This window comes from Rathayibacter sp. PhB127, assembly GCF_003751665.1.
Taxonomy (GTDB): domain Bacteria; phylum Actinomycetota; class Actinomycetes; order Actinomycetales; family Microbacteriaceae; genus Rathayibacter; species Rathayibacter festucae.
In genome coordinates this window covers 808,837-828,219 of sequence record NZ_RKHW01000001.1, presented here as the reverse complement: position 1 = coordinate 828,219, position 19,383 = coordinate 808,837, and the positions used below count along the sequence as shown (strand labels likewise).

Here is a 19,383-nt window from a genome sequence, read left to right as displayed (position 1 = left end):
GGGCGGGTCACGGCCACCATGGTACGTCTCAGTCCGTGAGAACGGCCGCCGCGGCACGCGCCTCGTAGACGACGAGCTCGAGCTCGTCGCCGGTGGCGTTCACGTGCCCCACCTTGCGTCCCGGACGCGGCTCCTTGCCGTAGTTGTGCACCTTCACCGCCGGGTGCGCGGCGAGCACGAGCGGGTAGCGGTCGGTCAGCGACTCCCCCACCGGACCGCCGAGGACGTTCACCATCACGGTCCAGGGATCGCGGCAGCCGGTCGCGCCGAGCGGCAGGTCGAGCACCGCACGCAGGTGCTGCTCGAACTGCGAGGTGGTGGAGCCGTCCATCGTCCAGTGCCCGCTGTTGTGCGGGCGCATCGCCAGCTCGTTGACGAGCAGGCGGTCGTCCGTCGTCTCGAAGAGCTCGACCGCCAGCACGCCGGTGACGCCGAGGCTCTCGGCGATCGTCTCGGCGATGTCGGCGGCGGCGGCCGCGAGGCGGCCGGCCGAGGCGGGCGCGGGAGCGAGGACCTCGGCGCAGACGCCGTCGCGCTGGATCGACTCCACCACCGGCCAGAGGACGCTCTCCCCCGAGGGGCGCCGGGCGACGAGCTGCGCGAGCTCGCGGCGGAAGCCGACCAGCTCCTCGACGAGCAGCGCGCCGCCGCGGCCGTCCTCGGCGAGCGCCGCGAACCAGTCGTCGGCCTCGTGCGCGCCGTGGACGACGCGGACGCCCTTGCCGTCGTAGCCGCCGCGCGCGGTCTTCACCACACCGCGTCCGCCGTGCTCGTCGAGGAACGCGGCCAGCTCGTCGGCGGAGGAGACCGCCGCCCAGTCGGGCACGGGGACGCCGAGCTCGGTGAGGCGCTGCCGCATCATCAGCTTGTCCTGGGCGTAGAGGAGGGCGTCCGGGCCGGGGTGCACGGCCACGCCCTCGGCGACGAGCCGGCGCAGGATCGCCTGCGGCACGTGCTCGTGGTCGAAGGTGACGACGTCGACGGTGCGGGCGAATCCGAGCACCGTCTCCTCGTCGCGGTAGTCGCCGACGCGGGTCGCGGCGAGGCCCGCCGGGGCGCCCTCGGTCTCGGCGAGGACGGCGATCTCGAGGCCGAGCTCGACCGCCGCGGGGATCATCATCCGGGCGAGCTGGCCGCCTCCGATCACACCGACGCGCATGACGATCCTCCTGGTTCCGCCCGCGGGCGCGGGGCGGCTCCATGGTAGCGAGGGGCGCGGACACGGCGAGGGCCCCGTCGCGCGGTCGGCGGTCAGAGCGGTTCGGGCGCGGGCCAGTCGGGCAGCGGCAGCGGGACCGCCGCGATCGCGTCCCGCAGCAGCTCGGCGACGAGCTCCGGGTCCTCCACGTCGCGCAGCACGAACGCCTCGGCGCCGTCGCGGGCGATCCGCACGTCCCCGCAGCGGGCGACACGCTGGCTCAGGGTCCGCGAGACGCCGACCGCCATCCGCGGGTCGAAGTCGAGGTCGGCGCGGCGCACCGACAGGACGCCGCGGCGGGCGTGCAGCCCGCGCTGCGTGATCCGGTAGCGGATGCTCGCCCAGCCGGCGACGCCGGGCACGCAGAGCAGCAGCACGAGCACGGCCGTGCCGAGGGCGATGATCCAGCGCTGCAGCTCCAGCTCGAACTGCGCGGCGAAGTAGAAGCCCGCCCAGGTGAGCAGGAGGAAGCCGGCGACCGGCGCGACGGCGCGGCGGGCGCGCGGCGTGAGCCGGGCGAGCTCCCGGTCCCCCTCCGCGAGCCGGTCCCGGCCGCCGGCGCTCACTGGCGCAGGTGGGTGACGTCGCCCGCGGAGAACGAGCGCCGGGCGCCGTCCTGCTCGAGCACGAGCGAGCCGTCGTCGTCGAGCGCGACCGCGGTGCCCTCCTCGACGGAGCCGTCCGGCAGCTCCACCCGGACGGAGCGGCCGAGGGTGCCGAGGTGCGCGCGCACGACGGCGACCGACCCCGCGGAGTCGGCGTCGCCGAGCGCGAGGAGCGGCGCGAGCAGCGCCGAGAACTCGGTGAGGAAGGCGGCGAGCACGGCGTCGGCGCCGGTCGTCGCCGCGCCGGCCAGGGCGAGGGAGGTCGCCGTCGGCACGGGCAGCTCCTCCTCGCTCAGCAGCAGGTTGATCCCGGTGCCGACGATCACGCGGCCGTCGGCGAGGCGCTCGGCGAGGACACCCGCCGTCTTCCCCCCGTCGATCAGCACGTCGTTGGGCCACTTGACCTCGACCGCGGTGCCGACCAGCGGGGCGAGCGCCCGCGCGAGGGCAGCGCCGGCCAGCAGCGGCAGCCAGCCGACCGCCGCGGCGGGGAGGGCCGCCGCGTCCACCAGCGTCGAGGCCGCCAGCGTCCGCCCGGCGGGCGCCTGCCAGACCCGCCCCAGGCGTCCGCGGCCCGCGCGCTGGTCGTCGGTCGCCACGACGGAGAGGTGCGGCCAGGCTGCGGGCTCGGCCGTCGCGCGCTCGCGCAGCTCGTCGTTGGTCGAGCCCGCGCTCTCGAGCCAGAGGACCTGCGGCGAGACGGAGAGGGAGAGCGGGAGCTGCATGCGGCCACGCTACCGGCGGGCCCCGCGAGAAGCCCCGGAGCCGGTCGCAGGCGCCGCGGCTTGTGCGGACCCTCCCACCGGACCCGCCTCTCCCTGTGCGGGTGCGACAACGGAGGGGTCCATCCGCGCCGATAAGGTGGGCGAGTGACCGCGAACATCGAACGTCCCGCGCCCGATCTCTTCACGACCGCGGGGAAGATCGCGGACCTGAAGGCCCGCTACCACGAGGCGGTCACCGCCAGCGGTGAGGCCGCGATCGAGAAGCAGCACGCCAAGGGCAAGATGACCGCCCGCGAGCGGATCGACACCCTCCTCGACCCCGGCTCGTTCGTCGAGCTCGACGAGTTCGTCCGCCACCGCACCCACGCGTTCGGCATGGAGAAGAAGCGTCCCTACGGCGACGCCGTCGTGACCGGCACCGGCACCATCCACGGCCGCCAGGTCGCCGTCTACTCGCAGGACTTCACGATCTTCGGCGGCTCGCTCGGCGAGGTCGCCGGCGAGAAGATCATCAAGGTGATGGACCTGGCGCTGAAGACCGGCGTCCCGATCATCGGCATCCTCGACTCCGGCGGAGCGCGGATCCAGGAGGGCGTCGTCGCCCTGGGCAAGTACGGCGAGATCTTCCGCCGCAACACCGCGGCCAGCGGCGTGATCCCGCAGATCTCGATCATCTGCGGCCCCGCGGCCGGCGGCGCGGTCTACTCCCCCGCCCTCACCGACTTCGTGATCATGGTCGACAAGACCAGCCAGATGTTCGTCACCGGGCCCGACGTGATCAAGACCGTCACCGGCGAGGACGTCGGCATGGAGGAGCTCGGCGGCGCGCTCACCCACAACAAGATCTCGGGCGTCTCGCACTACCTCGCGAGCGACGAGAACGACGCGCTCGACTACGCGCGCACCCTGCTCTCCTTCCTCCCCGACAACAACCTCTCGCCCGCGCCGGTGTTCGACAACGAGGTCGATCTCGAGACCACGGACTCCGACCGCTTCCTCGACACCGTCATCCCCGACAGCCCGAACCAGCCGTACGACATGCGCGCCGTGATCGAGCACATCGTCGACGAGGGCGACTTCCTCGAGGTGCAGCCGCTCTTCGCGCCGAACATCGTGATCGGCTTCGGCCGGGTCGAGGGCCGGTCGGTCGGCATCATCGCCAATCAGCCCAGCGCGATGGCGGGCACCCTGAACATCGAGGCCGGCGAGAAGGCCTCGCGCTTCGTCCGGTTCTGCGACGCGTTCTCGCTGCCGATCCTCACGCTCGTCGACGTCCCCGGCTACCTGCCCGGCACCGACCAGGAGTGGACCGGCGTCATCCGCCGCGGCGCGAAGCTGCTCTACGCCTACGCGGAGGCGACCGTGCCGCTGGTCACCGTCATCCTGCGCAAGGCCTACGGCGGCGCGTACATCGTGATGGGCTCCAAGCAGCTCGGCGCCGACATCAACCTCGCCTGGCCGACGGCCGAGATCGCGGTGATGGGCGGCCAGGGCGCCGTCAACATCCTCTACCGCAACGAGATCCGCAAGGCCGAGGAGGCCGGCGAGGACGTCGCCGCCGTCCGCACCCGGCTGGCGAACGAGTACACCTACAACGTCGCGAGCCCGTTCCTGGCCGCCGAGCGCGGCGAGCTGGACGGGGTCATCGAGCCGTCGGCGACCCGGGTTTCGGTGATCAAGGCCCTGCGGGCGCTGCGGACCAAGCGCGCGAACCTGCCGGCCAAGAAGCACGGCAACATCCCGCTCTGAGCCGCGGTCAGCCGGACGTCGTCGCCTTCTCGGGCGCCGGCGCCGGTGCGGTCGGCTTCTCCGCCACCGTCTTGTCGGCGCCGGGCTTCTCCGCGCCCGGCTTCTCCGCGACCGGCTTCTCCGCGCCCGGCTTCTCCGCGCCCGGCTTCTCCGCGGGCGGTGCCTTCTCCTCCGGGCGCGCTCCCAGCGCCCGGGCGAAGGCGAGCGCCTCGCGCGGGGAGACGTCCGGCAGGTAGGCGCGCCCGATCGCGGCTCCGATCCGCGGAAGCTGCAGCGCGTCGGGGTAGGCCATCCACAGTCCCTCGTAGCGCGGGTGGAACTTGGCCTTGAATCTGAACAGCGAGGTGAAGCCGTAGGCCGGCTCCAGGGTCCGCGCCAGGAACTCGAGCAGACCCGAGAGCGCGGTCGGCTCCGGCGGCTGCTCCCCCTCCGGCACGGGCGCCGTCGCGAGCGGTGCGCCGGACAGCGAGACGAACTCCGCGCCCTGCTCCTGCGCTCGGAGGGCGGCGGACGCGATCAGGAACTCCATGATCCCGGGCATCGCCTCGTCCGAGCGGCGCATGAAGTCGAGCGTCCAGCCGACGATCCGGCCGTCGCGGTGCACGGGCAGCCAGCTGGTGATCCCCTGCAGCACACCGTCCGGGCCGACGGCGAGGAGCAGCGCGACGTCCGGGTCGCGCGCCTCGTCGATCCCGCCGAGAGTGAAGCCCATCTCCGGCAGCGCCTTCTCGGACACCCACTTCTCGGACAGGTCGACGATCTGGCTGGCCATCCCCAGCGACAGCTCCGGCCAGCTCGTCCAGACCGGCTCGATGCCGAGCTTGATCGCGCGGGTCAGCGGGTAGCGCACCTTCTGCCAGCGCTTCCCGGTCAGCTCGAAGCCGCCGAGCTCGATGATCGTCTCCTCGCCCACCGAGATCCGCGACCAGCCGAGGTCGTCGAAGACCGGCAGCAACTCGTCGTGGACGCTGTAGAACACCGGCGTCCAGCTGCGCTCGTCGCAGAACGCGACGAAGCCGGCGACCACCTCCGCGCGCCGCTCGGGCGCGCAGGCCGGGTCGGACAGAGTGATCGCGACACCGCCCACGACGCGGTAGGCGACGCCGCCCTCGCCGTCGGGGGCGATCCAGTGCTCGTTGCCCTGCCAGGTGCCCTGGTGGCCGAGGCTGCCGGCGCCGTGGCGGACGAGCAGGCGGCGGTAGACGGCCTCGTCGCCGCGCACGCCCTGCACGTCGGTCGCCCGCAGGAGAGCGATCACCGCGACCACGACGAGAGCCCAGAAGACCGGCCCGACCCACTCGAAGCCGATCCGGGCGAGCGGCTCGCGCGGCACCGCCAGCAGGCCGTGCCCGCCGAGGAAGCTCGACGGCACGAAGCGCAGCAGCCCGTCGAGAAGCAGCCGGCCGATCCCGAGCACCGGCTCGAAGCTGGTCCTGGTGGAAGCGGAGAGCGCGAGGTATCCGCCGAGCGAGACGACGAAGCCGATGCCGACGACCACCGACCAGCGGCGCGCCGACTCCCGCGGGGCCCGGATGCGGAAGTGCCTGCTGCCGAACGCCAGGAGGACGATCACGGCGACCGGGACGATCACGGTGGTGGCCACCCAGAGCAGGTACTCGGCGTAGTACTGGAAGTCGGGGTGCCGCGCCGCGCGCTGCAGCAGCACGATGTCGAGGATCGCGATGGCCGCGTTGACGCCGATCGCCAGCAGCAGACCGAGCCGGCGCCCGGAGCGCATCCCGTACGCCGCGACGAGCAGCAGGATCATCGGGACGAACGTGAGCAGGATCGGCCCGGGCGAGATCAGGTTCAGCCGCACGTGGTGCGCGCAGTGCCGGACCGTGGCGCCGCAGGGGTCCTCGAGATCGGCGGCACCGGTGAACGCGCTCTGCAGCAGCCGGCCGAGGAACGAGAACGGCCCGTAGCCCGAGTCCGAGAGTACGGCGACGAGCGGACCGAGGGCCGTGACCGCGACCACCGCGGCGAGCAGGGCGCGCGACTCGCGGTGCGAGCTCGGCGCGGGGCGCTGCGGGCGCAGTCCGCTCACCCCGTGCGCCAGCACGGCCCCGATCACCAGGCCGGCGGCACCGGCGAGGAGGCGGTACACGTCGGCGGAGTCGCCGGCGTAGAGCACGAACATCAGGACCACCGCGAAGACGGTGACGCGCAGGCGCCGGCGCCAGAGGCCGCCCATGAACGCCGTCGCGGCCAGCAGCGCGCCGACGCCGCCGATCAGCGGGTCGAAGGTGTGGTCGCCGACCGTGTCCCCGGCCCACCACTCGCCCACCGAGGCGCCGACGCTCTGCAGGGCCGCTCCGACCCCCGTGCCGAGCGCCCCGGTGAGCAGGAAGGCGAGGACCAGCCGGCGCGCCCCGAGACGGCGCTCCGCCGCGATCAGCAGCGGCAGGAGCAGGAGGACGACGAGGAGCAGCGCGGGCGGACCCGACACGATCAGCAGGCCCGTCACCGCGGCCCAGGGCCGGCCGCCGAGGATCGTGCCGGCGCCCGCCGCCCACCAGGCGCCGGTCTCGTCGCTCGCGGGGGCGAGGAGGGTGCCGGCCGCCGCGCTGGCGAGCAGGACCACCGCCGTCGTCGCGAAGGCAGCGGGCGAGGACCGGAGGACAGCGGCGACGCGACGGGCGGAGGCGCGGCCGCGCTTCAGGGACCACGACGGCATGCGGTGACACTCCTGTTCGGACGGAAGGGGCGTCGCTCCGGCGGCGTCCGGCGTCAGCATAGTCACCGGCCCGCACGCGGGACCGTGAACGGCATGCGGTACCGTCGCGGGATGAGCGCAGCCGACTCCGCCCCCACCGTCGTCATCACCACTCCCGGCCTCGATGCGCGCGAGATCGCGGCCGTGACCGCGGTCGTGACCGCGCTCGCCGCGCAGTCGCACCCGGTCGCCGAGGTGCCGGTCGTCCCCAGCGGCGGCTGGAGCGACCGCGCGGCGGCCGTCCGGGCACCGCTGCAGCCGGCGCCCGGGGCCTGGCGCTCGTTCTCCGGCTGAGCCCTGCGGGAGGCCGCGAACGGCTCGAACCGGCGGGAACGACGCGGATCGCGGAATTTGTACCCCGATTAGTCCCCTAAAGTGCCGACTACCCGCCCCTCGCAGTCCTCGGCATAGTTATGCGTGTTAGGTGCTCACTCCACGGAGGGGGCATCGCCAATCACTCGCCGACCAGGGTAAGCAGGCGGGTGTTTTGGGGGCGAGTGAGGGTGACATTCGGGTTGTCACCCTCACTCGGGGTTTGACGGCGGGCTGGGCCCCCTCTTCGGAGGAGTGGACAGCCCGCCGCACTCTTTTAACCGCGCGTCCGCCGCAGGGTCGCCCGGCGCACCGGGGATCCGCAGCGCACCGAGCGGCGCGGACGGCGCGGTTCAGTCCTCGAGGACGCCCTGCTCGTCGCGCCGGATCTCGACCCAGGCGTCCACCTCGTCGCCCGCGTCGTCCGAGCCGAGGGCGCCCGCGCTGCCGTCGCCCGCGGTCCGCAGGCCCACGACCGTCACCGCCGACGGCGAGTCCGCCGACGCCGTGCGGACGACGACGCGGTCGACCCCCTCGCCGATGCCGCCGAGCGCCCGGGCGAGTTCGCGCAGCACCCGCCGGCTCTCCTCCTCCGTGGTCCGGTCCAGCCCGCCGTCGTCCAGCACCGACACCGTGACGCCCCGCCGTCGCGCGTCGAGCACCAGCCGGCGGACGTCGTCGTCCAGCAGCCGCCTCCCCCGGATCTCGTCCCGGACGGACGCCTCCAGCAGGGCGCACTCGCGGCGCTCCTCATCCGTGAGGCCCACCGGGCTGGTGGCGATGCGCAGCAGCATCTCCGAGGCGATGGCGCGGGTCTGCTCCAGCCGGACCTCCCGCTCCGAGAGGTGCGCCTCCTCCGCTGCCCGCCACGACGCGGCGGCCCGCTCGGCGGCCTCGAGCACGCGCGCCTCGGAGCCGGCGCGGCCGAGCTCGATGATCAGGAGCTGCGCGATGCCGACCCAGGCGATGCCACCGACGACGCCGAGGGTCGCCAGAGCGACGGGACCCGCCCAGACCGTCGTGTGCACGATCAGGAACGCCATCCCGGTCCACGCCGCCAGGGGGCGCCGACGGGCGCAGACGATCGTCATGAGCGTGCCGACCGCCGCGATGTACCAGGTGGAGTAGCCGTTGGAGGCACCGGGGTCCAGCGACGGCGAGACGAGCAGCGGCAGCCCCACCGCCACTCCCGCCATCGCCCACGCGGTCACCGCGTTCATCCGCGTGGTCGAGCTCGGCAGGAGGGCGATCACGGTGGCGGCGATGTAGACGGCGACGGCCGTCAGATCGGCGGGAGTCGCGGGTGTCAGCCGGTAGGAGAAGAAGGCGAGGACGACGTGGTAGAGCGAGAAGCCCCCGCCCAGCGCGTAGAGCAGCGGGCGCGGGTAGGCGATCACGATCGGCCCTTCGCGGCGGGCCAGAGGACGACGACCCGGGTGCCCTCGCCGGGGACGGTGTCGATCCGTGCCGAGCCCTGCACCTGGTGCACTCGGTCGAGGATCGAGAGCCGGATGCCGAGCCGCTCGCGCGGGACGTCGGCGAGGAGGAAGCCGCGGCCGTCGTCCTCGACGACGACCTCGACGGAGCACGCGGAGAGCTGCCCGCGCACGGAGCGGCGCACGGCGTCGCTCGGACCCGCGTGCTGGACGCTGTTGGTCAGGGCCTGCCAGACCGCGCCGAGGACGGCCTCGGCGACCGGCCGCGGCATCGTCGTCGCCCGCGGGTCGACGTCGACGTCCACGACGACCCCGAACTCCGCCACGAAGGTCGAGGCCGCGTGCGACAGCTGCCGCTCGAGCAGCTCCAGCGGCACCTCCCCCGCATCGAGGTCGGACTCCTCGTCCGGGAGCAGCACCGAGAGCGTCTTCCGCGCCATCGAGGAGACGAGGGCGCGCTCGGCGCCCGACTCCGCCGTCGCCGCGGCGAGCAGGGTCGCGAGCACGTTGTCGTGCACGAGGGCGTCCACCTCGACGCGCTCGACCTCGCCGGCGTGCTGGCGCATCGCGGCCTCGTACTGCTCCATCGCCGTCCGCTGCGCGCGGTCCACCCGGTCCGCCGACTGCCGGAGCACGGTGATCAGCACCAGCATCACGAAGCCGACGATGCCGACGTAGACGGCGTCGAGGGCGGCACGGGTCGGCGACGCTCCACCGCCCGAGGGGAGGACGCGCAGGACGCCGAACAGCAGCGTGGTGACGGAGGCGTAGACGATCGCCAGCCGCAGCGGCGCGACGATCGTGCAGAAGGCCGTGCCGATGGTCAGCAGGTACCAGATCCACGGCGTCTCCTGAAGGACGGCATCGGGGCGGATCGTCAGCGGCCAGGTGAGCAGCGCGAGCAGGAGCGACGCGGCGACGACGGCGCCGCTGACCTGTGTCCCGCGGCGGGCGATCGCGGTGACCACCGAGGCGCCGAGCGCGCCGAAGACGAGGACCAGCACGGGCCAGGCGGCCTCGGGCCGCAGGACCGGGAGCTGCCCGAGGATGGGCGGCACGGTCTGCAGCGCGAAGCCGAAGCCGAAGAACGAGACGACCGTGCTGATGATCCGGTCGATGCGCTCGCGGTTCGCCGGAGCGCGCGCGGGGACGACCTCAGCGCCCGGCATCGCCGTCGTCCGGATCGATGCCCGGCAGGATGCCGTCCTCGACGGCGCGGCGCAGCAGATCGACCTTCGTGGGGGCCGGCCGCCCGATCTCGACGTACTTGTCGCGGATCCGGTCGAGGTACTCCTTGGCCGTCGACACCGAGATCTGCAGGCGATCGGCGACGAGCTTGAGCGGCAGGCCGGAGGCGTAGAGGTGCAGCACGTCGCGCTCGCGACGCCCGAGCACCGCGCGGGCGAAGTCGTCGTCCGCGTCGATCGCCGACGCCCACTCGAGATTGTTCAGGACCTCGCCGCGCGCGACGGTGCGGATGGCGGCGACCACGGTGGACATCGGCGAGGACTTCGGGATCACTCCGGCGGCGCCCGCCGCGAGCGCCTCGCGGACGGCGACCACGCGGTCGGCGATGCTGTGCACCAGGACGGCCGAGCCGCGCACCTGGCCCCACTTGACGTTCGCCGTGATGCTCGAGCCGTCGTTCAGGGAGAGGTCGAGGACGAGCACCTCGATCTCCGAGCCGTCGAGGACCTCCTCGAGGGCGCGCACCGTCTCGGCCGCGGCCACCACCTGCATCCCCGCGGCCTCGATGGCGGCGGCGACTCCCAAGCGGACGGACTCGTGGTCGTCCACGATGGCGACCCGCACCTTCGGCGCGGCGGCGGACTCAGCGGTCATCGGCGGTCTCCATCGGGCTCATGCTAGCGACGCGGCGCTCAGCCGTCTCGGCGCACGAGGCGGGCGACGGCCTCCACGTGCGAGGTGTGCGGGAAGAGGTCGAAGCCGTCGAGCCGCTCGAGCTCGTAGCCGCCGGCGGAGAGCGCGCCGACGTCGCGGGCGAGTGCCACGGGATCGCAGGCGACGTAGACCAGCTGCGCGGGCGCGAGTTCGATCAGGGCGTCGGTCACCGCGCGGCCGGCTCCTGCCCGGGGCGGATCGAGGACGACCGTCGCGGCCCGCCAGCGCCCGCGCTCCCGGGCGTCGGCCTGGGCCAATGCGTCGCGGAGGTAGCGGTCGACCCGGGCGGTCACCGCGCGGGCACCGACCTGATCGGCGAGGTTCTCCAGGGCGTGCTCCGTGGCCCGGGCATCGCTCTCCACGCTCGTGACGCGGACGCCGGCGCCGAGGTGGTCGGCGAGCGCTGCGGCGAGCAGCCCGACTCCGCCGTAGAGGTCGTGGTTGGCGGCGCGGACGTCGGCGACGCCGGCGTCGACGGCGGCCTGCACCGCGTCGAAGAGGGTCGCCGCGGCTCCGCGGTGCACCTGCCAGAAGCCGGAGCGGTCGACGCGGAAGGTGCGGTCCGCGACGAACTCGGAGACGACCGTCCGGTCCCTCCGGGCGCGCTTGTCGGACGGATCGTGCACGAGCACGGCCGCGCCGTCCGATCCTGCGGCATCGACGAGGTCGACGACGGAGCCGGGTGCGAGGCGCTGGTCGAGCGGAGCCGCGGCCGAAGAGGCGGCGGTCGCGAGCGGCAGGCCCTCGACGTCGACGACGTGGTGACTGCGCGCGGCGTAGGGACCGACGCGGCCGGAGTCGTCGACGTGCAGGCGGTTGCGGGTGCGCCAGCCGAGGCCGCCGGACTCGTCGTCGCCCGCGACCGGTGCGACGACGACGTCGACCTCGCGCCGGGCGAAGCGGGAGAAGGAGTCGACCAGCACGGCGCGCTTGAGCTCGCGCTGGTACTCGAGCGCGGCGTGGCCGAACTCGGCGCCGCCGACGCGCTCCTCGGGGCGGCGGTCGATGCCCGCCTGCGCCCAGACGTGCTCGACGCGGTGCGGCGACGCCTCGAGCACCTCGAGCGCCTCACCGCGCCAGAAGCTGTCGTGGCGGATCTCGCTGACGCGAGCGCGGATCCGCTCGCCGGGGAGCACATCGGGGACGAACACCACGCGGCCCTCGTGCCGGGCGACGAAGACGCCGCCGTGGGCCACGTTGCTAATGTCGAGCTCGATCTCGGTCCCGAGTGCTCCGCCGGTCTCCGCGGCCGGGTCGGACGTTCGGGGCGGAGTCTGTGCCATCCGTCGAGCATCCCACAGCGTGGGCCCGATCGCAGGGAGCCCTCGTGCGCCTCCACCTCGCCTCCACCTCCCCCGCCCGGCTGGCGCTGCTGCGCGCCACCGGGATCGAGCCCGTCGTCGTGCCCTCCTCGGTCGACGAGCCGGCCGCCGTCGCCCGCGCCGAGCACGAGCTCGGGGCCGCGCTGGACGCCGACGCGACCGTGTCGCTGCTCGCCCGCGCCAAGGCGACGGCCGTCCTCGGGCCGGAGATCGACGGACTCGTCCTCGGCGGTGACTCCGCCTTCCTGCTCGACGGCGTCGTGCACGGCAAGCCGCACGAGCCCGAGCGCGCCCGCGAGCGCTGGCGGGCGCAGCGCGGGCGCACCGGACGCCTGCACTCCGGCCACTGGCTGATCGACCACCGCGGCGGGCGGATCGTCGCCGAGACCGGCGCGGTCACCTCCGCCGCCGTCACCTTCGCCGCGGACATCGAGGACGACGAGATCGACGCCTACGTCGCGACCGGGGAGCCGCTCGAGGTGGCCGGCGCGTTCACGATCGACGGTCGCGGCGCGGGCTTCATCACGGCGATCGAGGGCGACCCGTCGACCGTGATCGGGATGTCCGTGCCGACGCTGCGCTCGCTCGTCCGCGAGCTCGGGGTGTCCTGGCCGTCGCTCTGGAACCGCTGACGCCCGGGAACCGCTGACACCGCCCGCTCCTGGCGGCCCTTGTGCGGAACCGACGAAGCGCTCGCCCTTCTTTGTGGTGAGCCGCGCCGGGCATCCGCGGGGCGCCCTCTAGGGTTGGGGACCATGCCAGGTATCACGAAGGTGCTCATCGCCAACCGAGGCGAGATCGCCGTCCGCGTCGTCCGGGCCGCCCGCGACAGCGGCATCGCCTCCGTCGCCGTCTACGCCGATCAGGACCGCGACGCCGTGCACAGCCGCCTCGCCGACGAGGCGTACGCGCTCGGCGGCACGACCAGCGCCGAGACGTACCTCGTCATCGAGAAGCTGCTCTCCGTCGCCCGCCGCTCCGGCGCCGACGCCGTGCACCCCGGCTACGGCTTCCTCGCCGAGAACGCCGACTTCGCCCGGGCCGTCATCGACGCCGGACTGATCTGGATCGGCCCGTCGCCGGAGGCCATCGAGCGCCTCGGCGACAAGGTCTCGGCCCGCCACGTCGCCGAGAAGGTCGGCGCTCCGCTCGCCCCCGGCACCCTCAACCCCGTCTCGGGCGCCGCCGAGGTGCTCGAGTTCGTCGACCAGTTCGGCCTCCCCGTCGCCATCAAGGCGGCCTTCGGCGGCGGCGGCCGCGGCCTCAAGGTCGCCCGCGAGCGCGACGAGGTCGAGGAGATGTTCGCCTCCGCCACCCGCGAGGCGATCGCCGCCTTCGGCCGCGGCGAGTGCTTCGTCGAGAAGTACCTCGATCAGCCGCGCCACGTCGAGACCCAGTGCCTCGCCGACTCGAGCGGGAACGTCGTCGTCGTCTCCACCCGCGACTGCTCGCTGCAGCGCCGGCACCAGAAGCTGGTCGAGGAGGCGCCCGCGCCGTTCCTCACCGACGAGCAGAACACCGAGCTCTACCGCGCGTCGAAGGCGATCCTGCGCGAGGTCGGCTACGTCGGCGCCGGCACCTGCGAGTTCCTGATCGGCAAGGACGGCACCGTCTCCTTCCTCGAGGTGAACACCCGCCTGCAGGTCGAGCACCCCGTCTCCGAGGAGGTCACCGGCATCGACCTCGTCCGCGAGCAGTTCCGCCTCGCCGAGGGCGGCCTGCTCGACTACGAGGACCCGCAGCCGCGCGGCCACTCTTTCGAGTTCCGCATCAACGGCGAGGACGCCGGCCGCGGCTTCCTGCCCGCCCCCGGCCCCGTGCACGTCTTCAAGGCGCCCGGCGGACCGGGCGTCCGCGTCGACTCCGGCGTCGTCGCCGGCGACGTGATCTCCGGCTCGTTCGACTCCCTGCTGGCCAAGCTGATCGTCACCGGTGCCACCCGCGCCGAGGCGCTCGAGCGCTCCCGCCGCGCCCTCGCCGAGTTCGAGGTCACCGGCCTGCCCACCGTGCTGCCGTTCCACCGCGCGATCGTCGAGGATCCGGCCTTCGCCCCCGCCGGCGACGAGCCGTTCTCGATCTACACCCGCTGGATCGAGACCGAGTTCGACAACACCATCGAGGCCTGGAGCGGCGAGCCCGGCGCGATCGACGGACCGGCCGCCCGCCAGAGCGTCGTGGTCGAGGTCGACGGCCGCCGCGTCGAGGTCACCCTGCCGAGCGACCTCGTCGGCTCCGGCCCGTCCCGCGGTCCCGCCGCCGCCGCCCCCAAGCGCCGCGGCTCCGCCTCCGTCAGCACCGTCACCGGCGACTCCGTCACCGCGCCGATGCAGGCCACCATCGTCAAGGTCGCCGTCGCCGAGGGCGACACCGTCGTCACCGGCGACCTCGTCGTCGTCCTCGAGGCGATGAAGATGGAGCAGCCCCTGACCGCTCACAAGGACGGCGTCGTCCGCTCTCTGAACGCGGAGGCGGGCACCACGGTGTCCTCGGGCCACGTGCTGCTGTCCATCTCCTGAGCCGCTCCCCGCGCGGCTCAGCGCAGTCGGCCCATTCAAGTGGTGCGTCCCGCAGAGCGGCTCGCGTCGCGCGGCCGAGAAACGCTGACACGCGTTTCTCGGTCTCGCACTCCGGCTGTGCTCATCTCTGAGCCGCTCCCCGCGCGGCTCAGCGCGGTCGGCCCGTTCACGTGGTGCGTTCCGCAGAGCGGGTCGCGTCGCGCTGCCTCGAAACGCTGACACGCGTTTCTCGCTCACGCGCTCTGCCCGACACTGCACCGCTCCGGTCTGCTCCGGAACATGCTGGTCGAGCGGCCGCGCAACGGCGCACACATGCTGGTCGAGTAGCCGCGCAGGTGCGCACATGCTGGTCGAGTAGCCGCGCAGCGGCGTATCGAGACCCTCCCTTGATCAGCAGTGCGGTTGAATGACGCTCGCACCGCAGCTGACGCCGCGCCTCGGGCAGCGTCGGATCTCGATACGCGCGCTCCGCGCGCTACTCGATCAGCATGGACGGCCGATGCGCGACCGCAGGAACCGCGTCCGCCCCATGCTCGTCGAGTAGCCGCGCAGCGGCGTATCGAGAGCCTCCCTCGATCAGCAGTGCGGTTGAATGCCGCTCCCACCACCACCTCTGACACCGCGCCTCGGGCATCGCCAGATCTCGATACGCACGCTCCACGCGCCACTCGATCAGCATGGGCGGGCACCCGCCGGAGCCGCTCACCCGCAGGGCAGAGCGCCGCGACCGAGAAACGCGTGCCAGCGTTTCTCGGCAGCGCGACGGAACCCGCTCTGCGGAACGCGCCACGTCGACAGGCCGACTGCGCTGAGCCGCGCGGGGAGCGGCTCAGAGATGGGCGCGCACATCGTCAGCGTCAGCTGACGATGTGCATGGCGCGCGCCGCCTCCGAGATGGAGCCGGTGAGGCTGGGGTAGACGGTGAAGGCGCGGGCGACCTGGTCGACGGTGAGGCGGTGCTCGACGGCGAGGGCGAGGGGGAAGATCAGCTCGCTGGCCTTGGGGGCGACGATGACGCCGCCGATGACGGTGCCGGAGCCGGTGCGGGCGAAGACCTTCACGAAGCCGTCGCGGATGCCCATCATCTTGGCCCGGGGGTTGGCGGCGAGGGGGAGCTTGTAGATCTCGCCCTGGGCGAGGCCCTCCTCGATCTCCTTCTGGCTCCAGCCGACGGTCGCGATCTCGGGCTGGGTGAAGATGTTCGCCGCGACGTTGCGCACCTCGGTGGGGTTCACCGCGTCGCCCATGGCGTGGAAGACGCCGGTGCGGCCCTGCATCGCGGCGACGGAGGCGAGGGGCAGGAAGGTGGTGCAGTCGCCGGCCGCGTAGATCGAGGGGACGCTGGTGCGCGCGACGCGGTTGACGCGGATGTGGCCCGAGTCGGTGAGCTGGACGCCCGCCTCCTCGAGGCCGATGCCGGCGGTGTTCGGGATGGAGCCGACGGCCATCAGGCAGTGCGAGCCCTCGACGACGCGGCCGTCGGACAGCACGGCGCGGACACCGGTCTCGGTGCGCTCGACGCGGTCGGCGCGCGACTTGGACAGCACGACCATGCCGTTGCGCTTGAAGACGTTCTCGATCACGGCGGCGGCGTCGGCGTCCTCGCCGGGGAGGACCTGGTCGCGGGAGGAGATCAGCGTGACCTTGGCGCCGAGGGCGCGGTAGGCGGAGGCGAACTCCGCGCCGGTGACGCCGGAGCCGACCACGATCAGGTGCTCGGGCACCGTCTTGAGGTTGTAGAGCTGGGTCCAGCTCATGATCCGCTCGCCGTCGGGCGCGGCGGAGGGCAGGATGCGCGGGCTCGCGCCGACGGACACGACGATGGTGTCCGCCTCGATCCGGTCGAAGTCCATGCCCTCGTCGCCGGGCGCGGTCGCGACGATCAGCGCGTTCGAGCCGTCGAGGCGTCCGTCGCCCTGCACGATGCGCACGCCGTGGTGCACGAGGTTCGCGCGCATGTCCTCGGACTGCTGGCGGGCGAGCCCGAGGAGGCGCTTGTTGACGGTGGCGAGGTTGACCGCGACCTCGGGGCGGACCGGCTTGTTGGTCTGCTCGTGGCGGGTGAAGAACTGCACACCGAGGTCGGCGGCCTCGCCGATCGCATTGGTGGCCTCGGCGGTCGCGATCAGCGACTTCGACGGCACGACGTCCGTGATGACGGCCGAACCGCCCACGCCGACCCGCTCGACGAGGGTGACCTCGGCGCCCAGCTGGGCTCCGGCGAGGGCGGCCTCGTAGCCGCCGGGTCCCCCTCCGAGGACGGCGATCCGCTGCGTGCGCTCGAACTCGTAAGGCATGCCTCCCATTGTCCTCCCGTGCTGGGAGTTCGCCCAATCGACGCGGGTCCGGGAGGGTCCGCGGGCCTCGCCCGTCCCCGCGTCGCGCGTGGATAGGGTGGGGGAATGGCTGACCAGACCCCCAATCCGCTCGACTCCGCCGACGCCGATCCCTTCGCGATCGCCGCCGAGGCCGCCGCCCAGATCGCCGACGCGACCGGCGTCGAGAAGCACGACATCGCCCTCACGCTCGGCAGCGGCTGGGGCAAGGCCGCCGATGCGATCGGCGAGACGACCGCGACGGTCCCGGCGACCGACATCGTCGGCTTCACGAAGTCGGCCGTGCACGGCCACGGCGGGAGCCTGCGCTCCGTGCTGCTGCCGACCGGCAAGCGCGCGCTGATCATCGGAGCCCGCACCCACTACTACGAGGGCTACGGCGTGCGCCGGGTCGCGCACAGCGTCCGGGTCGCCGCAGCGACCGGCGCCTCGGTGATGATCCTCACCAACGGCGCGGGCGGCATCAAGGAGCACTGGACCCCCGGCACCCCGGTCCTGATCAGCGACCACATCAACCTCACCGCCGACTCCCCGCTCGAGGGCGCGACCTTCGTCGACCTCACGGACCTCTACTCGGCCCGGCTGCGGGCGCTGGCCCGGGAGACCCGCGCGGACCTCGACGACGGCGTCTACGTGCAGTTCCGCGGCCCGCACTACGAGAGCCCGGCCGAGGTGCAGATGGCCCGGATCATCGGCGGCCACATCGTCGGCATGTCGACGGCCCTCGAGGCGATCGCGGCGCGCGAGGCCGGAATGGAGGTGCTGGGCATGTCGCTGATCACGAACCTGGCGGCGGGCATCCAGAAGACGCCGCTGAGCCACGAAGAGGTCCTCGAGGCCGGACGGAACGCCGAGGACGACCTCGCCCGTCTCCTGGCCGGGATCACGGGCACGCTGTGACGGCGGACGTCCGCGCGCGCGCCGAGGACTGGCTCGCCCAGGACCCCGACCCGGAGACGCGGCAGGAGCTCGTCGACCTGCTGTCGGCCGACGCGGCCGGTGACCCCGCCGCCGCCGCCGAGCTGGCGGACCGCTTCCGCGAGCGCCTCGCCTTCGGCACCGCCGGGCTCCGCGGCGCGATCGCGGCCGGATCCAACCGGATGAACCGCGTCCTCGTCTCGCAGGCGGCCGTCGGGCTGGCGGACCACCTGCTCGCCCAGGGCCTCGAGCGCCCGCTGATCGTCATCGGCTACGACGGGCGGAGGAACTCCCGCGTCTTCGCCGAGGACTCGGCCGCCCTGATGGCCGGCGCGGGTGCCGACGCCGTGCTGCTCCCCCGCCTGCTGCCGACTCCCGTGCTCGCCTTCGCCGTCCGCCACCTCGGCGCCGACGCCGGAGTGATGGTGACGGCGAGCCACAACCCGCCGCAGGACAACGGCTACAAGGTCTACCTCGGCGGCGACGACGACGGCTCGCAGATCGTGCCGCCGGTCGACTCCGCGATCGCCGAGCGGATCCTCGCGGTCGCGACCGAGCGCCGCGTCACCGAGCTGCCGCGGGGCGAGTACCGCATCGCCGACGAGTCCGTCGTCGACGCCTACATCGCCGCGACGGCGGCGGTCGGACGGCAGTCGGCGCCGCTCCGCGTCGTCTACACGGCGATGCACGGCGTGGGCTGGGAGACCGCGCACCGGGTGCTCTCCGCCGCCGACTTCGACGAGCCGGCCGTGGTCGTCGAGCAGATCGATCCCGATCCCGCGTTCCCCACGGTGGCGTTCCCGAACCCCGAGGAGGCCGGCGCGCTCGACCTCTCCTTCGCGACCGCCCGCTCGGGCCGCGCCCAGCTGATCGTCGCCAACGATCCCGACGCCGACCGCTTCGCCGCGGCGATCCCGGACGCGTCGCTCGCGGACGCCTTCCGTCGCCTCTCCGGCAACGAGGTGGGCGCGCTGCTCGGCTGGCGCGCCGCCGAGCGCGCCCGCGCCGCGGGCCGGACGGGCGGCGCGCTGGCCTGCTCGATCGTCTCCTCCCCCGCGCTCGGTGCGGTCGCCCGCGACTACGGGCTGGAGTTCGCGGAGACGCTGACCGGCTTCAAGTGGATCTCGCGCGTTCAGGACCTCGTCTTCGGCTACGAGGAAGCGCTCGGCTACCTCGTGAACCCCGAGACGGTCCGCGACAAGGACGGGATCTCGGCGGCGCTCGCCTTCCTCGATCTCGCCTCGTCGCTCGCCGCCGAGGGCCGCACGATCGCCGACGAGCTCGACGCCTTCGCCGAGCGCTTCGGCCTCTTCGGCTCGGAGCAGATCTCGCTCCGGGTGACCGACCTCTCCGAGATCGGCCGGATCATGGCGGGGCTGCGCAGCGCTCCGCCGGCCGCGATCGGCGGTCTGGCCGTGCAGCGCACGGAGGACCTGCTCGCGGCGGGTGGAGCGCTGCCGCCGACGGATGCACTGCGGTTCACCCTCGACGGCGCCCGTCTGATCGCGCGGCCGAGCGGCACCGAGCCCAAGGTGAAGCTCTACCTCGATGCGTGGTCGCACGAGGCGGACGCCGACGCCCGGCGCGGCGCGGTCGCCGCCCGCCTCGACACCCTCCGGACAGGAGTCGCCGAGCTCCTGCGCTGAGC

15 protein-coding genes are annotated in these 19,383 nt (G+C 73.5%); 6 read left to right on the top strand and 9 right to left on the bottom strand.

Annotated elements, in window-relative coordinates; genetic code table 11:
* Positions 1 to 28 precede the first annotated feature (28 nt).
* From EDF22_RS04130 to EDF22_RS04120, 3 genes are all read right to left on the bottom strand, one after another.
* Positions 29 to 1,159, bottom strand: coding sequence for a 5-(carboxyamino)imidazole ribonucleotide synthase (locus EDF22_RS04130; protein WP_397459923.1), 1,131 nt, complete (start codon positions 1,157 to 1,159; stop codon positions 29 to 31).
* Positions 1,160 to 1,251: 92 nt separating this feature from the next.
* Positions 1,252 to 1,764 carry a PH domain-containing protein gene (locus EDF22_RS04125; protein WP_123702609.1) on the bottom strand — a complete coding sequence of 171 codons (513 nt, stop codon included), beginning with the start codon at positions 1,762 to 1,764 and terminating at the stop codon, positions 1,252 to 1,254.
* Positions 1,761 to 2,528, bottom strand: coding sequence for a biotin--[acetyl-CoA-carboxylase] ligase (locus tag EDF22_RS04120; RefSeq protein ID WP_123702607.1), 768 nt, complete (start codon positions 2,526 to 2,528; stop codon positions 1,761 to 1,763). Before EDF22_RS04120 ends, EDF22_RS04125 begins: the two co-directional genes overlap by 4 nt.
* A gap of 144 nt (positions 2,529 to 2,672) precedes the next feature.
* Between EDF22_RS04120 and EDF22_RS04115 the strand changes: the two genes are divergently transcribed.
* Positions 2,673 to 4,277: an acyl-CoA carboxylase subunit beta gene (locus EDF22_RS04115; RefSeq protein ID WP_243582397.1), complete on the top strand. Its 1,605-nt coding sequence runs from the start codon at positions 2,673 to 2,675 to the stop codon at positions 4,275 to 4,277.
* A 7-nt stretch (positions 4,278 to 4,284) separates the two neighbouring features.
* Here the strand turns inward: EDF22_RS04115 and EDF22_RS21425 are convergent, their stop codons facing one another.
* Complete coding sequence (locus tag EDF22_RS21425) at positions 4,285 to 6,954, bottom strand: phosphatidylglycerol lysyltransferase domain-containing protein (protein WP_123702605.1); 2,670 nt, start codon at positions 6,952 to 6,954, stop codon at positions 4,285 to 4,287.
* Between the two features lie 111 nt (positions 6,955 to 7,065).
* On the opposite strand from EDF22_RS21425, the gene EDF22_RS04105 reads away from it, so the two are divergent.
* Positions 7,066 to 7,287 carry an acyl-CoA carboxylase subunit epsilon gene (locus EDF22_RS04105; RefSeq protein ID WP_123445310.1) on the top strand — a complete coding sequence of 74 codons (222 nt, stop codon included), beginning with the start codon at positions 7,066 to 7,068 and terminating at the stop codon, positions 7,285 to 7,287.
* Between the two features lie 371 nt (positions 7,288 to 7,658).
* On the opposite strand, the gene EDF22_RS04100 is transcribed toward EDF22_RS04105, so the two are convergent.
* From EDF22_RS04100 to EDF22_RS04085, 4 genes are read right to left on the bottom strand one after another with little or no spacing between them, the layout of a single operon-like run.
* Positions 7,659 to 8,702, bottom strand: a complete 1,044-nt coding sequence (locus EDF22_RS04100) for a hypothetical protein (protein ID WP_123702603.1) — start codon at positions 8,700 to 8,702, stop codon at positions 7,659 to 7,661.
* Positions 8,699 to 9,910: a sensor histidine kinase gene (locus EDF22_RS04095; protein ID WP_123702601.1), complete on the bottom strand. Its 1,212-nt coding sequence runs from the start codon at positions 9,908 to 9,910 to the stop codon at positions 8,699 to 8,701. The genes EDF22_RS04100 and EDF22_RS04095 overlap by 4 nt, the downstream gene beginning before the upstream one ends.
* Entirely contained in the window at positions 9,897 to 10,583 is a 687-nt protein-coding gene (locus tag EDF22_RS04090) for a response regulator transcription factor (RefSeq protein ID WP_123702599.1), read from the bottom strand. The genes EDF22_RS04095 and EDF22_RS04090 overlap by 14 nt, the downstream gene beginning before the upstream one ends.
* A gap of 38 nt (positions 10,584 to 10,621) precedes the next feature.
* On the bottom strand, positions 10,622 to 11,926 hold the full coding sequence (locus EDF22_RS04085) for a class I SAM-dependent RNA methyltransferase (protein ID WP_123702597.1): 1,305 nt from the start codon (positions 11,924 to 11,926) through the stop codon (positions 10,622 to 10,624).
* A gap of 44 nt (positions 11,927 to 11,970) precedes the next feature.
* Here EDF22_RS04085 and EDF22_RS04080 point away from each other — a divergent pair, with 44 nt between their 5' ends.
* Entirely contained in the window at positions 11,971 to 12,597 is a 627-nt protein-coding gene (locus tag EDF22_RS04080; RefSeq protein WP_123702595.1) for a nucleoside triphosphate pyrophosphatase, read from the top strand.
* Positions 12,598 to 12,720: 123 nt separating this feature from the next.
* A complete protein-coding gene (locus tag EDF22_RS04075) occupies positions 12,721 to 14,481 on the top strand; it encodes a biotin carboxylase N-terminal domain-containing protein (RefSeq protein ID WP_123702593.1) in 1,761 nt (586 codons plus the stop codon).
* An 857-nt stretch (positions 14,482 to 15,338) separates the two neighbouring features.
* On the opposite strand, the gene EDF22_RS04070 is transcribed toward EDF22_RS04075, so the two are convergent.
* Positions 15,339 to 16,778 carry an NAD(P)H-quinone dehydrogenase gene (locus tag EDF22_RS04070; protein ID WP_123702591.1) on the bottom strand — a complete coding sequence of 480 codons (1,440 nt, stop codon included), beginning with the start codon at positions 16,776 to 16,778 and terminating at the stop codon, positions 15,339 to 15,341.
* A 105-nt stretch (positions 16,779 to 16,883) separates the two neighbouring features.
* Here EDF22_RS04070 and EDF22_RS04065 point away from each other — a divergent pair, with 105 nt between their 5' ends.
* Positions 16,884 to 17,717: a purine-nucleoside phosphorylase gene (locus tag EDF22_RS04065; protein ID WP_123702589.1), complete on the top strand. Its 834-nt coding sequence runs from the start codon at positions 16,884 to 16,886 to the stop codon at positions 17,715 to 17,717.
* The gene (locus tag EDF22_RS04060) at positions 17,714 to 19,381 is read left to right on the top strand and encodes a phospho-sugar mutase (protein ID WP_123702587.1); all 1,668 of its coding nucleotides are present in this window, start codon (positions 17,714 to 17,716) and stop codon (positions 19,379 to 19,381) included. The genes EDF22_RS04065 and EDF22_RS04060 overlap by 4 nt, the downstream gene beginning before the upstream one ends.
* Positions 19,382 to 19,383 lie beyond the last annotated feature (2 nt).

Excerpts from the sequence above, each read along its gene's own strand:
- EDF22_RS04130 (WP_397459923.1), bottom strand. The coding sequence starts at position 1,159 with ATGCGCGTCGGTGTGATCGGAGGCGGCCAGCTCGCCCGGATGATGATC.
- EDF22_RS04120 (WP_123702607.1), bottom strand. The coding sequence starts at position 2,528 with ATGCAGCTCCCGCTCTCCCTCTCCGTCTCGCCGCAGGTCCTCTGGCTC.
- EDF22_RS21425 (WP_123702605.1), bottom strand. The coding sequence starts at position 6,954 with ATGCCGTCGTGGTCCCTGAAGCGCGGCCGCGCCTCCGCCCGTCGCGTC.
- EDF22_RS04105 (WP_123445310.1), top strand. The coding sequence starts at position 7,066 with ATGAGCGCAGCCGACTCCGCCCCCACCGTCGTCATCACCACTCCCGGC.
- EDF22_RS04095 (WP_123702601.1), bottom strand. The coding sequence starts at position 9,910 with ATGCCGGGCGCTGAGGTCGTCCCCGCGCGCGCTCCGGCGAACCGCGAG.
- EDF22_RS04090 (WP_123702599.1), bottom strand. The coding sequence starts at position 10,583 with ATGACCGCTGAGTCCGCCGCCGCGCCGAAGGTGCGGGTCGCCATCGTG.
- EDF22_RS04085 (WP_123702597.1), bottom strand. The coding sequence starts at position 11,926 with ATGGCACAGACTCCGCCCCGAACGTCCGACCCGGCCGCGGAGACCGGC.
- EDF22_RS04075 (WP_123702593.1), top strand. The coding sequence starts at position 12,721 with ATGCCAGGTATCACGAAGGTGCTCATCGCCAACCGAGGCGAGATCGCC.
- EDF22_RS04070 (WP_123702591.1), bottom strand. The coding sequence starts at position 16,778 with ATGCCTTACGAGTTCGAGCGCACGCAGCGGATCGCCGTCCTCGGAGGG.
- EDF22_RS04065 (WP_123702589.1), top strand. The coding sequence starts at position 16,884 with ATGGCTGACCAGACCCCCAATCCGCTCGACTCCGCCGACGCCGATCCC.